Source organism: Sphingopyxis sp. LARHCG72 (assembly GCF_052871675.1).
In genome coordinates this window covers 99,691-113,615 of record NZ_JBIXJU010000006.1, presented here as the reverse complement: position 1 = coordinate 113,615, position 13,925 = coordinate 99,691, and the positions used below count along the sequence as shown (strand labels likewise).

Genomic DNA, 13,925 nt, shown 5'->3' with positions numbered 1-13,925 from the left:
AACAACAAGCTCTATGGGAGGGTGAAGATGAAGGTGCATACCCAGTTCCTGCTGTCCGGCGTTGCCGCGATCGCGATGCTCGCCAATGCCGCACCGGCGATGGCGCAAGCCGCCCCCGCCGACACGGCGGACGTCGACGACAGCAACACCAACGAAATCATCGTCACCGCGCAAAAGCGCGAGCAGAATCTGCAGAATGTGCCGATCTCGATGGAAGTCGTGAGCGGCGCCAAGCTCGCCGAATTCAATACGAGCGACATCAAGGCGGTGATGAACTACACGCCGAACGTCTTCGTCCAGTCGACCGCGGGCAACGACGTCATCTATATCCGCGGCTTCGGTTCGCCGCCGGCGAACTTCGCCTTCGACCAGTCGGTGTCGCTCTATGTCGACGGCATCTACGCCGGCCGCAACCGCCAGGCGCAGGCTCCCTTCTTCGACCTCGCGCGCGTCGAGGTGCTGCGCGGTCCGCAGGGCGCGCTGTTCGGCAAGAACACCGCAGCGGGTGCGGTCAGCGTCGTCTCGGCGGGTCCGACCAAGGATTTCGAGGGCGCGATCACCGGCCTCTATAATTTCGACCATAAGGGCACCGATTTCTCGGGTTACCTGTCGGGACCGATCACCGACACGCTCGGCGCGCGCTTCGCGTACAAGATCGTCAACCAGGACGGCTATATCTACAACCGCGCGACCGATCACGACGATCCCGAAATCCGGTCGCAGCTGCTGCGCCTGACGTTGAAGTGGGAACCGTCGGACAATTTCGATTACACGGCGAAGGTCGAATATGGGAACCGCGAAGTTATCGGCGGCATCACCGTGTCGAGCCCGCTGACCAGCGGGCAGGATCCGCAGACCACGCGTTATCTCGAACGTTCGGCGCTCGGCGACGAAGGCAATGACAATAAGTCGGTGATGATCTCGGGCGTCGGCAACCTCGCGCTCGGCGATTTCACGCTCACCTCGGTCACCGGTTACAGCTGGTTCAAGTCGAAGATCGTCAACGGCTTCGACCAGACGATCCCGAACAGCGGCGGCGCCGTCACCGCCAACTCGGTGTATAACGCCTTCCCCGAACGCTTCGACCAGATCTCGCAGGAAATCCGTATCCTGTCGCCGACCGGGCGGACGTTCGAATTCATCGTCGGCGCCTACTACGACAAGTCGAACTATCAACTGGAGCAATATCAGGGCTTCAACATCGCGGCGCTCAACTATTTCGGCCGCATCGACAGCCTGTTCAAGCAGAAGGCCGAATCCTGGTCGGCATTTGGTCAGGCGACGGTCAACATCAGCGACGCGTTCCGCGCGATCGGCAGCCTGCGCTACAGCCACACCAAGAAGGACGGCGATTTCGCATCGCGCCTCGTTTACGGCCCCTTCGCGCTGCGCCCGATTTCGAGCGCCACGGGTTCGATCAGCGAAGGCAATGTCGATCCGTCGGTGACGCTGCAATATGACATCGCGCCGCGCATCATGGTCTACGGCACCTGGGGCCGCGGCTCGAAGTCGGGCGGCTTCGTCTCGAACACGCTGGGAACGACGAACGCGACCTTCACCTTCGAACCCGAACGGTCGGAGAATTTCGAGGCCGGCATCAAATCGACGCTGTTCGATGGCAAGGTCATCGCCAACGTCTCTGCCTATCATACCAAGTTCAAGGACCTGCAGGTCTCGGTCTACCAGCCCGCAACGTCGAGCTACCTGACCGGCAACGCCGCAGCCGCGACGTCGAAGGGGCTCGAAGGATCGCTCAGCATCTTCCCGACCCCCAATTTCGACATCAGCGCGTCGGCCGCCTATTCGGATATCAAATATGACAATTATCCGGGCGCGGCCTGCCTCGCCAGCCAGCCGCTGTCGGTTTGCAACCCCGCACAGACCGATCGGACGCAACCGAACCACGTCGCGAACAACAACCTGGCCGGTTACCCCGTCGCCTACTCGTCGAAATATACCGGCAGCGTTACCGCGCACGCGCGGTTCGACATGTCGGATGACCTGAAGCTCGACATCACCGGCGTTGCGTCGGCGCGGTCGAAATATTTCAACTCGGACAACCAAAGCCCGATCTTCGGCGTGCAGGGCGGCTATGCCAAGCTCGACCTGCGCGTCCAGCTCGCCGATCAGGACGACCGCTGGCACGTCGCCGTCGTCGGCAAGAACCTGACGAACGAAAAGACGATCGGCAGCGCCTTCAACCTGCCGTCGCCGATCACCGCAAACCCGCGCGCGATCCTCTATCTTGAGCCCACGCGCAACATTTCGGTCGAGGCCGGGATCAAGTTCTAACGATGTCCCAGGGATCGGCCGCCGTCGATGCTTCCCTCGACAGGGAAGCCGCGATGGCGGTCGTGACCTGTTTAAAGGGGTGAACCGCGATATGATCGACGTCTATTTCACCCCGACGCCGAACGGCCACAAAGTCTCGATCATGCTCGAAGAGATCGGGTTGCCGCACCGGCTGCTCGCGATGAATATGCTCGAGGGCGATCACCTGACCCCCGAATATCGCCGGATCAACCCCAACGGCCGCCTTCCCGCGATCGTCGACCATGACCCGGTCGGCGGCGGCGCACCGCTGCCGGTGTTCGAAAGCGGCGCGATCCTCCTCTATCTCGCCGAAAAGAGCGGCCAGCTACTTCCCGAGAGCCCGCGTCGGCGTGCTCAGGCGCAGCAATGGCTGATGTGGCAGATGGCAAGCTTCGGCCCGATGCAGGGTCAGGCACATCATTTCATCCGCTATGCTCCCGAGGGACAAACCTATCCGGTCGAACGCTATCGCAACGAGACGCTGCGCCTGCTCCACGTCCTCAACGGCCGGCTGGGCGAGGCCGATTATCTCGCGGAAGAATATTCGATCGCCGACATCGCGGCGTGGCCGTGGACGCGCGCGATCCGCGCGATCGGGCTGACACTCGACGATTATCCGGCGGTCGCGGACTGGTTCGCGCGCATAGGCGAACGCCCGGCGGTGATCGCGGGCACCGACGTCAAGAATGCCGCAAACCTGTCGAGCGCGCGCCCGGTGCTGACCGAGGAACAATGGTCGAACCTGTTCGGCAAGAATATGCTCGAAGCGCCGACGCGCTGATTCCTAAACCGTGTCCGCGTGCCCCCACTGATATTCGACCTGGCCGTCGAGCCGCCGCACCGCAACCCAGTCGCCGCCCGCGAGGCCGTCATCCTCGATCAGCATCGCAACGCCGCCGGCGATATCCTCGGGCACGCACGCCTCATTGTTCGCGAGCACCGCCTTCATCCATTCGGACTTGCCGCCCGCGCCCGTCGTGTCGAGGATCGGCGTATCGACCAGCCCCGGCAACATGCCCGCCACGCGGACATTGCACTCCGCCTTCAGCGGCGCGCAGCAGCGGGTGAACATCATCACCGCCGCCTTGGTCGTTGCATACATGGCATCGTAGAAACCGGTGCCCAGCGCCACCGTCGACACGGTGTTGACGATCACCCCGCCGCCGCGCTTTCGCATCGCCTGCACCGCGATCTGCGTCGCGGCGACAAGCGAGGTGATGTTGACGTCGATGATCCAGCGGATGCGCGCCGCATCGACGTCGGGGAATTGCGGCAGGCCCGACACGACCCCGGCATTGTTATGCAATATGTCGACGTCGCCATGCGCGCGAAACCAGGCTTCGGTTGCGGGGATGTCGGAGAGGTCTAGTATGTGAATGCTCGCCCGCGCCCCCGCCGCCTCGACGAGCCGCGCGGTCTCGGCGAGCCCCGTCTCATTGACATCGACGAGCGCGATTTCCGCCGCGCCGCGGGCCGCCAGCATGACTGCACTCGCGCGGCCGATACCGCCGGCCGAGCCCGTTACGATGGCGCTTTTACCCTTGATCTCCATCTCTTCTCTCCCGTCGGTTTTGCCGTTACCGTAAAGCACGTTGACAGATAAACTTAAATATCTAAGTATTTTTGGAACGAGAAGACTCGTGCATTTTTGGAGAGTGTGATGACAGAGGCTACCGCCGTTAATGCAGGCGCCGCGGCGTCCGACAGCGGTCTCGCGCTACGCCGTAATGTCGCGCTCGCCATGCTGTTCATCGTGGGCACGATCAACTTCGTCGACCGCCAGCTCCTGTCGGTGCTCGTCGAACCGATCCGCGCCGAGATGGATTTCAGCGACACCCAATTCGGCCTGCTCACCGGCCTTGCCTTCGCGCTCTTTTATGCCGCGATGGGGGTTCCCGTCGCGATGATTGCCGACCGCTGGAACCGCGTGAAGCTGATCGGCATCGCGTGCGTCGTGTGGAGCGGCTTCACCGCGGCGTGCGGCATGGCATCGAGCTTCTGGCAATTGGCGCTCATGCGCTTCGGCGTCGGTGCGGGCGAAGCCGGCGGCACCGCGCCGTCGCTGTCGGTCATCGCCGACTATTACCCACCCGCGCAGCGTCCGCTCGCGATCGGCATCTTCACGCTCAACGGCCCTTTCGGCGTCTTTGTGGGCGCGACCTTCGGTGCCTGGGCCGCCGCGAACATCGGGTGGCGCAACGCCTTCATCCTGATCGGCATCGTCGGCGTCATTGTCGCGCCGATCCTGATCTGGCTTGTCCGTGAGCCCGCGCGCGGACAGATGGACACGCAAAAGGCGGCCGACGAAGCCCTGCCCTTTTCGCAGAGCCTTGCGATGTTCTGGCGGCGTCCGTCGCTGCGTATGGTGATGATCGGCAGCGGCCTCGCCGCCTTCACCAGCTATGGCATGCTCAACTGGATCCCCGCCTTCCTGATGCGGACGCAGAAGATGCCGCTCGACGCCATGGCGACCTATTTCGGCCCGGCGGCGGGCATCACCTTCGGCATCGGCATCCTCGGCGGCGGGTGGCTGGTCAGCCACCGTGCGAAGGTGTCGGCGCGCGCTTATGGCACCATCCCGGCGCTTGCGACCGCCGTCCTGATCCCGACCTTCATCGCCGCGCTGCTCGTCGACAGCTGGCAGCTCTCGCTCGCGCTCATGCTGATCCCGATGGCGGCGTGCACCGCCTATGTCGCCCCGGCGCTTGCACTGGTCCAGAATCTGACCCCGCCGCGCAGCCGCGCGACCGCCGCCGCAGTGCTGATGCTGATGTTCAACATCATCGGGCTCGGGCTCGGCCCGCTGTTCGCCGGGATCGTCAGCGACAGCCTGAAACCCGAATATGGCGACGAAAGCCTGCGCTGGGCGCTGATGGCGCTCATGCCCTTCGCCGCCGCTGCCGGGATCACGCAGTATCGCATGACGCGTTACCTCGAGAAGGACTTCGCCGAATGACCGATGTCGCGGGCAAGACCGCCTTCATCACCGGCGGCGCGAGCGGGCTCGGACTCGCCACCGCCAAGGCGCTCGCCGCCAAGGGTGCGTCGGTCATCCTCGCCGATATCGACGGGGCGGGCGCCGATGGCGCGGCCGAAGCGCTGCGAAGCGAAGGCGCCAACGCGCTCGGCCTCCAGCTCGACGTGACCAGCGAGGACAGCTGGGCCGCTGCAGGCGAACAGGCGCGCGACTTCGGCCCCGTGCGCATCCTGTTCAGCAACGCCGGGGTCGGCGGCGGATCGGGGCCGTTCGAGCAATATGATACCGACGTCTGGCGCTGGAACTATGCTGTCAACGCGCACGCGCATCTCTATGCCTGCCGCACCTTCCTCGGCGACATGAAGGCGAGCGGCGAGCCAAGCCACCTCGTCATAACCTCCTCGATGGTCGCGATCGTGCCGCCACCGATCTCGGTCGCCTACATCAGCTCCAAATATGCGACACTCGGCATCGCGATGGCGCTGCGCAACGAGCTGGCCGAAACCTGCGTCGATATTTCGGTGCTGATGCCCGGCATGTCGGCAACGCGGATCGTCGAGACAACGCGCGACCTGCGCCCCGTCGAGGTCGAGGTCGGCAAGGCCGCGGCTACGAGCCAAGCGATGCAGGGCGTGCTCGCGGGCGGCATGGCACCGGGCAAGATCGGCGCACGTGTCGTCGAGGCGATCGAGGCGGGCGACTACTGGATATTCACCCACCCCGAATGGAAGGCGATGGCCGAGCTGGTGACGCAGGACATGCTGTCGTCCTTCGGCCCCTCGGCCGATCCCGCGTACAAGGGCGACGATATCGACGGGCTGATCGCCGCCAATGGCGGCCGCATGTTCGGCGCGCGAGTTTAAGGAGGATATTATGGCAGAGCAGGACGACATCCGCGCCATGGCGCAGCGCTTTTTCGACGCGATCGAGGCGGGCGACATCGAAACGATGCAGGGCAGCTTCACGCCCGACGCCGAAATCTGGCACAATACCGACGAGTTGATCGTCACCCCGGCGCAGACCGCACAGACGCTGACCGGCATGGTCGCGCGGATCAAGGACCGCGAATATGCCGAGCGCCAGCTCACCACCTTTCCCGGCGGCTTCGTCCAACAACATGTACTGAAGGGCAAGCGCGTCCACGACGACGGCGAGGTCCGCCTGCCCTGCGCCATCATCTGCAAGGTCGAGAATGGCAAGATCACGCGGCTCGACGAATATTTCGACAGCGCACACGTCGCCGCATTCCGCAAATTCGCCAACGCCTGAGGAGACATCCCATGCCCGTCCTGCGCCAGGTTCCCCGCTCGGAAGTCACCGACGAGACCGTCCTCGCTTATTACAACCGCCTGTTCGGCGACCGCGACCCCGTCGCCGAGCCCGGCACCGCGACCGGCACGCCCGGCGACTGGTGGACCGTCTTCGCGCTGTCGCCCGACATCTTCGAACATGCGGTCAAGGGCTTCGCCGTCTATCGCAATCCGGCGCGCACGATCGATCCGGTCCTTCGCGAGCTCGGCCAGACGCGCGCGGGCTGGGTCAAGGGCAGCCAGTTCGTTTTCTCGCAGCATTGCAAATCGCTGCGCGGCCTCGGCGTCAGCGACGAGAAGATCGCCGCGATCGCGCACTGGCAGGTCGCCGACTGCTACAACGAGCAGGAGCGCACCGTGCTCGCCTACGCCGACTGCCTTGCCCAGGCCGGCGGACGGGTGCCGCTGGAGGTCTTCGACAAGCTCAAGACCTTCTGGAACGACGAGCAGATTTTCGAATTCACCTACATCACTTGCCTCTATGACATGCACGCGGTGATCACCCGTGCGCTGCGCATGGAATATGATGCGCGCGAGGACCCGATCGTCGAAGTCGCGGCGCCCGAAGGCTTCAACGCCGCGGACTTCCTCAGCGCTCCGCGCCCCGCAAACGGATGAGCGAATTCGGCGCCCCCGAGATCGTCGCGACCGGCCTTCGCTTTCCCGAAGGCCCGGTGCCGATGGCCGACGGGTCGGTGCTGCTCGTCGAAATCGCGCGCGGCAGGCTGACGCGCGTCGCTCCCGATGGCGAACTTTTGGTCGTTGCCGAGCTCGGCGGCGGTCCGAACGGGCTTGCGATCGGCCCCGACGGCGCCGCCTATGTCTGCAACAATGGCGGGTTCGAGTGGGTCGAGGCGGGCAGCATGCTGTTCCCGGGTCACGCCGCGAACGCCGACGCGTGCGGGTCGATCCAGCGCGTCGACCTGACCAGCGGCGCGGTGACGACGCTCTACGACAGCTTCGAGGGCGAGCGGCTCAAGGGACCGAACGATATCGTGTTCGACGCCGCCGGCGGTTTCTGGTTCACCGACCATGGACAGGTGCGCGACAGCGGCCGCGACCATGGCGCGCTCTATCATGCCGCCGCCGACGGATCGCGCATCACGCGCCAGCGTGCCGACATGATGGGTCCGAATGGCGTGGGCCTCTCGCCCGATGGTCAGACGCTGTATGTCAGCGAGACGATGACCGCGCGCGTGTGGGCGATGGACGTGGTTGCGCCCGGCACCCTCGCGCCGCCCCCGCCGTGGGCTCCCGGCCGCTTTGTCGGCACCCCGCCCGCCTTCCGGCTGCTCGACAGCATGGCGATCGAGGAAAGCGGGCGCATCTGCGTCGGCACGATGGTCGAGGGCGGGATCACCATTTTCAATCCCGCCGGCGACGGTTCGGAGTTCCTGCCGCTCCCCGACGTCGGGATCACCAACATCGCCTTTGGCGGCGCCGACCGGCGCGACGCCTATATCACCGCATCGACAACGGGGACGCTCTATCGCGTCCGTTGGCCGCGCCCCGGCTTAACCGTCAACTAAGTTGACGATTAAGCCGCAAGATGGTAAAAGGACTGCGAGAGGATAAGATGAAATTCTATAACAGCGTCGGCCCAAACCCACGCGTCGTGAAACTTTTCATGGCGGAAAAGGGTATCGAGATCCCCGAGGTCAGCGTCGACCTGCGCGGCGGCGAGAACCGGCGCGCGCCGTATAATGTCGATGTGAACCCCGCCGGGCAGACCCCGGCGCTTGAACTCGACGACGGCAGTTTCGTCTGCGAAATCACCGCAATCTGCGAATATCTGGAAGAGCGCTTCCCCGAAACGCCGCTGATCGGCACCACGGCGGAGGAGCGCGCGAACACCCGCATGTGGACGCGCCGCGTCGACCTCAAGATTTGCGAACCGCTCACCAACGGCTTCCGCTTTGCCGAAGGCCTGCCGCTGTTCGAGGCGCGGCTGCGCTGCCTGCCCGAAGCCGCCGATGGGTTGAAAGCAACCGCGCAGGACGGGATCAGATGGCTCGACGCACAGATCGCGGGGCGCGAATTCATCGCGGGTGACGCGCTGAGCCTCGCCGACATCATGCTGTTCGCATTCCTCGATTTCGGCGCCTCGGTCGGCCAGCCGATGGACCCCGCCAACACGAATATTCAGCGCTGGTACGAGCGGATGAAAAGCCGCCCCAGCGCAACGGCAAACTGAACCACAAGGAGACGGATCATGGCTGCAGCAAATAGCGAATTCGAATTCTGCGGGGTCAATCACCTCGCGCTCGTGTGCAAGGATATGGCGCGAACGGTTGAGTTTTACCGTGACATTCTCGGCATGCCGCTGGTCAAGACGCTCGATCTGCCGGGCGGGCGCGGCCAGCATTTCTTCTTCGACGTCGGCAACGGCGACAGCATCGCCTTCTTCTGGTTTCCGAACGCCCCGGAAGCCGTCCCGGGCATTTCGGCGCCCGAAGCGCTGCCGACGCGCGGCAACTTCATGTCAGCGCACGGATCGATGAACCATATCGCGATCAACGTCCACGCCGACAAGTTCGAGGAATATTATCAGCGGCTGGTGAGCAAGGGCGTCGACGTCACCCCGATCCTCAATCACGACAATTCACCGACCCAGTCGTCGCCCGAGATGAACGACGACGTCTATGTCCGCTCGGTCTATTTCTTCGACCCCGACGGCGTCTGCCTCGAATTTGCGGCATGGACGAAAGTCTTCGACGAAAGCGACGTCGCGCACGATCCGGTGCAGGCCGACGGCACGAAGCGCGAAGGCTTCATCACCGGCCGCAGCCCGGTGCCCGCCGAATAGACATTCCCAAGGTACCACTGGGAACTCCTCCTGGACCCGGCCTCTGGCCGGGTTCTTTTTTGCCCGGCGGCCGATGGAGGGAGCAACCGGCGCGACAGCGCCGCGATTAGCGATCCGCGGCCAGCCCCGGCGCCTCATTATCGTCCTTGGCCAGCTTCGCCGCGAGCCGCCGCTGCCGCAGCTTCTCGAGCACGCTTTCGGCCTCGCGCCCGCCACCGGGTTTGAACCGGTGATCCATCCCCGCCGACAGGTCACCCTCGTCGAGCTGCGCCTGGAGCCGCGCATCGTCGAGATGGCGGAGCGTCGTTTCGACATCCTCCATCTCGCGCGGATCGACGTCGAGGTGCCGCAGCGCCATCAGTCCCAGCGCGATCGAGCTTTCGAACACTTCGCGCACCGCGCCATCGACCCCCGCGCCGTCGAGCGCGAGCAACTGGCGCCGATCGAACACGCGCATCAGCACCTTGGCGTCGGGAAAGGCGTCGACGACGGGTTTCAACGCAGCAGCGTCGACCGATGCGTCGTCGATGCAAAAAATGATCAGCCGCGCCTCTTCGGCGCCCGCACGGCGCAGCAAGTCGACGCGCAGCCCGTCGCCGAAATAGACCTTGGTATCGAAGCGGCTCGACAGCTCGATCTGGCTCGGCTTCTTGTCGATCAGCGTCACCGAACAGGCTACGCCGTGCAGCATCTGCGCCACCGTCTGCCCGAACCGTCCGTAGCCGACGACGATCGCCGACCCGCGCGGCGCATCCTCGGGGTCGTCAAGGTCGGCCGGCTCCGCAGCGGGCGAGAACTCCAAATTGCGCGCAAACAGCATCAGGAAGGGCGTCGTCACCATCGACAATGTCACCACCGCGCTGAACAGGCTCGCCGCTTCGGGCTCGATGAGGAGCGCGTCGGCCGCCTGCGCGAACAGCAGGAAGCCGAACTCGCCGCCCTGGCTGAGCAGCAGGCCAAGCCCGAGCGCCGCCGACCAGCTTTTCCCGAACGCCTTGACGATCAAGGTCAGGACCGCCGCCTTCACCGCAACAAGGCCCAGCGCCAGCCCGAGGACGAGCAACGGCCGCTCCATCACCGCGCCGACGTCGAGCACCATGCCGACGGCAAGGAAGAAGAGGCCGAGCAGGATCAGGCGGAAGGGTTCGACGTCCGATTCGATCTCGTGCCGATAAGGCGAGTCGGCGAGCATGACGCCCGCGATAAAGGCGCCGAGCGCAGTCGACAGGTGCAGGCTATGCATCAATGCGGCGCTCGCAAGGATTGTGAGCAGTCCGACCACGACGAACAATTCGCGTTCGCCGTAGCGGCCGATGATCCGCAGCAGCGGGTTGACGACGAAGCGCCCCGCGAGGACCAGCACGACGATGGCCCACAGGGTGAAGAAGGCCATCTGCCAGCCGGGCGGCGCCGAGGGATCGGCGGGTGCACGCGACAGGACGGCCACGATGGTAATCATCGGCACGATCGCGAGGTCCTGGAACAGCAGGATCGAGAAGGCCTTCTCGCCAAAGGGCGAATTGATCCGCCCCGAACTCTTGAGCCCCGGAAGCACCTGCGCGGTCGAGGACAGCGCGAGCGGCAGGCCGAGCGCAAGCGAGGCTGCCGGGCTGAACCCGAGGATCAGGTGGATCAGCGCGGTGAGAACGAGTCCGGTCACCACGACCTGCACCATGCCGAGCCCGAAGATCGCGCGGCGCATCTGCCACAAGCGGCCCGGCGACAGTTCGAGCCCGACGAGGAAGAGCAGGAAAGCGATGCCGAGTTCGGCAAAGGCGAGTTTCGATTCGCCCCCGCCGACAAGGCCAAGCCCGTGCGGGCCCACGACCGCGCCCGCGATCAGGTAGCCGAGCACCGCGCCGAGGCCGAGGCGGCGGAAGATGAGGACGAACAAGGTCGCGACGCCGAGCAGGATGGCGCCCTCAACCAACGCGGTGTCGGTTGCCGTTTCAGCCGCCTTCCCCGCCGCCTCCGACGCCGCCGCCGTCAGCGCCAGCAGCGTCACGCCGCCGCCGCCTGGTCCTCGAGCGCCGCAATCGCGGCATCGAACGGCAGCAGGATCGCGCCATGGCGCGCAGGATAGTCGCGCGCGGGCGCGAGCAGGTCGAACCCCGGCCAGTCGGGCCGGTCGCCCTCGCCCGCGAACCAGCCGGCGATAGCGTCACGCGCGGCACGGATGTCGGCGAGGCCAAGGCCCGGCGCGTGGCGCGCAAGCAGCGCCGCCGACGCCTGGCCGAGCGCACACGCCTCGACGTGCATGCCGACGCGCGTCACGCGCCCGGCGGCGTCGGTATCGAGATCGAGGATGATCGCGCTGCCGCACAGCGGCGCACGCTTGCTCACGCGGAGAGACGCATCGGCAAGCGGCAGATAGTCGGCGGTCGCGACCGCCAGCGCCAATATGTCGCGATTATAGAGCGGCGCGCTCATGACTTGTCGGCCTTCGCCGCTTCGGCCTCGGCTTCGCGGGCCTGCGCCCGGCGTTCGGCGATCACCTTGCTCATCGCGGCGCTCGTCGCGTTGAGCGCGGGATAGCTGCGGCTGTCGGTCATCCATGCCGGGCGCTGCGCATTGCCATAGCCGATGTCGTACAGCAAAGTGATCAGCATGAAGCCGATCGAGGCGATCAGCAGGCCCTTTACCGCGCCGAAACCAGCACCAAGCCCGCGGTCGAATCCGCCGACCAGCGAGGCGCGGCTGCGCTGCCCCATCGCGCGCGAACCCCATTTGGCCAGCGCGAACACGCCGCCGAAAAGCAGGACGAAGGCGAGCATCGCCGCGCCGCCCTCTCCGCCGACCCAGCCGGCGAGCAGATCGGTGACGAGCGGGTGAAAGAAGCGCACGGCCGCGATCGCGAGGACCCACGCGAGCAGCGTCGTCACCTCCTGCACGAGGCCGCGCGAAAAACCGAGCACCGCGCCGCCGCCGACGAGCGTCAGCACGATGATATCCAGAGCCGTCAGACTTCCCATTTCCCGGTCGCTAGTCGCGCCCGAGCATCAGGTCAACGAGTTCGCCGAGCCGGCCGAAACCGGTGACCGAAATTCCGCCGACCGCCTTCATCCCCGTCGGCCCCCAGCCGCGCGAAAAACCGAGCTTCGCCGCCTCGCGGAGGCGCAGGCCATCGTGCGAAACCTGCCGCACCTCGCCCGACAGCGACAGTTCGCCGAACACGATGGCATCGGCAGGCACCGGCCGCTCGCTGAACGCCGAGATCAGCGCCGCGGCGACGGCAAGGTCGGCGGCGGGGTCGGTCAGCCGGTAGCCGCCGGCGATGTTGAGATAGACTTCCGCGGCGCCCATCTGGAGCCCGCAGCGCGCTTCCAGCACCGCGAGCACCATCGCGAGCCGCCCGCTGTCCCAGCCGACGACCGCGCGCCGCGGGGTCGCCCCGCTCGCCAGCCGCACGGTCAGCGCCTGCACCTCGACCAGCACGGGGCGCGTCCCTTCGAGCGCCGGGAACACCACCGATCCCGGCACGTCGCGGCTGCGGTCGGTCAGGAACAGGCTCGACGGGTTTGCCACCTCGCCCAGCCCTTCCTCGCCCATCGCGAACACCCCTATCTCGTCGGTGCCGCCGAAGCGGTTCTTCACCGCGCGCAGGATACGATATTGGTGGCTGCGTTCGCCCTCGAACGCCAGCACGGTATCGACCATATGTTCGAGCACGCGCGGTCCCGCGATCGTCCCGTCCTTGGTGACATGGCCGACGAGCACGATCGCCGCATCGCTGTCCTTGGCATAGCGGATCAGCTCCTGCGCGCTCGCGCGGACCTGGCTCACCGTCCCCGGCGCGCTGTCGATCAGGTCGCTGTGCATCGTCTGGATCGAATCGATGACGACAAAATCGGCGTCGCGGCCGTCGAGCGTCGCGAGGATATCGCGCACCGAGGTAGCGCTGGCGAGCGCGACCGGCGCATTGCCGAGCCCCAGCCGCTGCGCGCGGAGCCGCACCTGCGCCGCCGCTTCCTCGCCGCTAATATAGACGACCGACTTGCCCGCCTTGGCGAGCCGCCCTGCCGCCTGGAGGAGCAGCGTCGACTTGCCGATCCCCGGATCGCCGCCGATCAGCGTCGCCGATCCCGCGACAAAACCGCCGCCGAGCGCGCGGTCGAACTCGGCGATGCCGCAAAGCATCCGGTCGGGCATCTTGCTGTCGGCATCGAGCGTTTCGAGCGCGAGCGTCCGCCCGCCGCGACTGAGGTCGTGCTTCGCCGAAAAGACGGTCTCGGCGGCCTCTTCGACGAGCGTGTTCCACTCGCCACAATCGGCGCACTGCCCCTGCCAGCGATAGGTGGCGGACCCGCAATTCTGGCAGACATATTGACGTTTCGCTTTGGCCATCCCCGCCGCATAATCGGAACAAAGGACGAACGCCAGTGCTTTCATCGAAGCCGACGGTTCAGTTTTGGCTGAAGCGCGACAAAAGCTTTTAGAGTTTGTGACAAGAGCTTTTGTAGCACTCGCCAGCCCCAAAACCGCGATCCGGCTATGCCGCAATTCACAATGAGAAAGAGCA

The 13,925-nt window shown here is 65.5% G+C and carries 14 protein-coding genes; 9 read left to right on the top strand and 5 right to left on the bottom strand.

Annotation, left to right across the window (positions count from 1 at the left end):
• Window positions 1-27 precede the first annotated feature (27 nt).
• Both ACIPPQ_RS14865 and ACIPPQ_RS14860 read left to right on the top strand, forming a co-directional pair.
• Entirely contained in the window at window positions 28-2,292 is a 2,265-nt protein-coding gene (locus ACIPPQ_RS14865; RefSeq protein ID WP_446544848.1) for a TonB-dependent receptor, read from the top strand.
• Between the two features lie 91 nt (window positions 2,293-2,383).
• Window positions 2,384-3,094 carry a glutathione S-transferase N-terminal domain-containing protein gene (locus tag ACIPPQ_RS14860; protein ID WP_446544847.1) on the top strand — a complete coding sequence of 237 codons (711 nt, stop codon included), beginning with the start codon at window positions 2,384-2,386 and terminating at the stop codon, window positions 3,092-3,094.
• 3 nt (window positions 3,095-3,097) lie between these two features.
• Here ACIPPQ_RS14860 and ACIPPQ_RS14855 read toward each other — a convergent pair whose 3' ends face one another.
• On the bottom strand, window positions 3,098-3,865 hold the full coding sequence (locus tag ACIPPQ_RS14855; RefSeq protein ID WP_446544846.1) for an SDR family NAD(P)-dependent oxidoreductase: 768 nt from the start codon (window positions 3,863-3,865) through the stop codon (window positions 3,098-3,100).
• Between the two features lie 108 nt (window positions 3,866-3,973).
• On the opposite strand from ACIPPQ_RS14855, the gene ACIPPQ_RS14850 reads away from it, so the two are divergent.
• Genes ACIPPQ_RS14850 through ACIPPQ_RS14820 form a run of 7 tightly spaced genes read left to right on the top strand, consistent with a single transcriptional unit; the run spans window position 3,974 to window position 9,406 of the window.
• Window positions 3,974-5,269, top strand: coding sequence for a spinster family MFS transporter (locus tag ACIPPQ_RS14850; protein WP_446544845.1), 1,296 nt, complete (start codon window positions 3,974-3,976; stop codon window positions 5,267-5,269).
• Complete coding sequence (locus ACIPPQ_RS14845; protein WP_446544844.1) at window positions 5,266-6,153, top strand: SDR family NAD(P)-dependent oxidoreductase; 888 nt, start codon at window positions 5,266-5,268, stop codon at window positions 6,151-6,153. The genes ACIPPQ_RS14850 and ACIPPQ_RS14845 overlap by 4 nt, the downstream gene beginning before the upstream one ends.
• A gap of 10 nt (window positions 6,154-6,163) precedes the next feature.
• On the top strand, window positions 6,164-6,559 hold the full coding sequence (locus ACIPPQ_RS14840; protein WP_446544843.1) for a nuclear transport factor 2 family protein: 396 nt from the start codon (window positions 6,164-6,166) through the stop codon (window positions 6,557-6,559).
• Window positions 6,560-6,570: 11 nt separating this feature from the next.
• Complete coding sequence (locus ACIPPQ_RS14835) at window positions 6,571-7,218, top strand: carboxymuconolactone decarboxylase family protein (protein WP_327453962.1); 648 nt, start codon at window positions 6,571-6,573, stop codon at window positions 7,216-7,218.
• The gene (locus ACIPPQ_RS14830; protein ID WP_446544842.1) at window positions 7,215-8,129 is read left to right on the top strand and encodes an SMP-30/gluconolactonase/LRE family protein; all 915 of its coding nucleotides are present in this window, start codon (window positions 7,215-7,217) and stop codon (window positions 8,127-8,129) included. Before ACIPPQ_RS14835 ends, ACIPPQ_RS14830 begins: the two co-directional genes overlap by 4 nt.
• Window positions 8,130-8,176: 47 nt before the next feature.
• Window positions 8,177-8,794: a glutathione S-transferase family protein gene (locus ACIPPQ_RS14825; RefSeq protein WP_446544841.1), complete on the top strand. Its 618-nt coding sequence runs from the start codon at window positions 8,177-8,179 to the stop codon at window positions 8,792-8,794.
• 18 nt (window positions 8,795-8,812) lie between these two features.
• On the top strand, window positions 8,813-9,406 hold the full coding sequence (locus ACIPPQ_RS14820; protein WP_446544840.1) for a VOC family protein: 594 nt from the start codon (window positions 8,813-8,815) through the stop codon (window positions 9,404-9,406).
• A gap of 106 nt (window positions 9,407-9,512) precedes the next feature.
• Here the strand turns inward: ACIPPQ_RS14820 and ACIPPQ_RS14815 are convergent, their stop codons facing one another.
• Genes ACIPPQ_RS14815 through radA form a run of 4 tightly spaced genes read right to left on the bottom strand, consistent with a single transcriptional unit; the run spans window position 9,513 to window position 13,750 of the window.
• Window positions 9,513-11,411 (bottom strand): cation:proton antiporter domain-containing protein, encoded by a 1,899-nt coding sequence (locus tag ACIPPQ_RS14815; protein ID WP_446544839.1) that lies wholly within the window; start codon window positions 11,409-11,411, stop codon window positions 9,513-9,515.
• Window positions 11,408-11,836, bottom strand: coding sequence for an iron-sulfur cluster assembly scaffold protein (locus tag ACIPPQ_RS14810; RefSeq protein ID WP_446544838.1), 429 nt, complete (start codon window positions 11,834-11,836; stop codon window positions 11,408-11,410). The genes ACIPPQ_RS14815 and ACIPPQ_RS14810 overlap by 4 nt, the downstream gene beginning before the upstream one ends.
• Window positions 11,833-12,378: a CvpA family protein gene (locus ACIPPQ_RS14805; RefSeq protein ID WP_446544837.1), complete on the bottom strand. Its 546-nt coding sequence runs from the start codon at window positions 12,376-12,378 to the stop codon at window positions 11,833-11,835. Before ACIPPQ_RS14805 ends, ACIPPQ_RS14810 begins: the two co-directional genes overlap by 4 nt.
• Before the next feature lie 10 nt (window positions 12,379-12,388).
• Complete coding sequence (radA, locus tag ACIPPQ_RS14800; RefSeq protein WP_446544836.1) at window positions 12,389-13,750, bottom strand: DNA repair protein RadA; 1,362 nt, start codon at window positions 13,748-13,750, stop codon at window positions 12,389-12,391.
• Window positions 13,751-13,925 lie beyond the last annotated feature (175 nt).

Bases quoted from the DNA above. Each gene is read 5' to 3' on its own strand.
- ACIPPQ_RS14810 (WP_446544838.1), bottom strand. From the start codon at position 11,836: ATGAGCGCGCCGCTCTATAATCGCGACATATTGGCGCTGGCGGTCGCG.
- ACIPPQ_RS14860 (WP_446544847.1), top strand. From the start codon at position 2,384: ATGATCGACGTCTATTTCACCCCGACGCCGAACGGCCACAAAGTCTCG.
- ACIPPQ_RS14840 (WP_446544843.1), top strand. From the start codon at position 6,164: ATGGCAGAGCAGGACGACATCCGCGCCATGGCGCAGCGCTTTTTCGAC.
- ACIPPQ_RS14865 (WP_446544848.1), top strand. From the start codon at position 28: ATGAAGGTGCATACCCAGTTCCTGCTGTCCGGCGTTGCCGCGATCGCG.
- ACIPPQ_RS14825 (WP_446544841.1), top strand. From the start codon at position 8,177: ATGAAATTCTATAACAGCGTCGGCCCAAACCCACGCGTCGTGAAACTT.
- ACIPPQ_RS14820 (WP_446544840.1), top strand. From the start codon at position 8,813: ATGGCTGCAGCAAATAGCGAATTCGAATTCTGCGGGGTCAATCACCTC.
- ACIPPQ_RS14805 (WP_446544837.1), bottom strand. From the start codon at position 12,378: ATGGGAAGTCTGACGGCTCTGGATATCATCGTGCTGACGCTCGTCGGC.
- ACIPPQ_RS14855 (WP_446544846.1), bottom strand. From the start codon at position 3,865: ATGGAGATCAAGGGTAAAAGCGCCATCGTAACGGGCTCGGCCGGCGGT.
- ACIPPQ_RS14850 (WP_446544845.1), top strand. From the start codon at position 3,974: ATGACAGAGGCTACCGCCGTTAATGCAGGCGCCGCGGCGTCCGACAGC.
- ACIPPQ_RS14830 (WP_446544842.1), top strand. From the start codon at position 7,215: ATGAGCGAATTCGGCGCCCCCGAGATCGTCGCGACCGGCCTTCGCTTT.
- radA (WP_446544836.1), bottom strand. From the start codon at position 13,750: ATGGCCAAAGCGAAACGTCAATATGTCTGCCAGAATTGCGGGTCCGCC.
- ACIPPQ_RS14835 (WP_327453962.1), top strand. From the start codon at position 6,571: ATGCCCGTCCTGCGCCAGGTTCCCCGCTCGGAAGTCACCGACGAGACC.
- ACIPPQ_RS14845 (WP_446544844.1), top strand. From the start codon at position 5,266: ATGACCGATGTCGCGGGCAAGACCGCCTTCATCACCGGCGGCGCGAGC.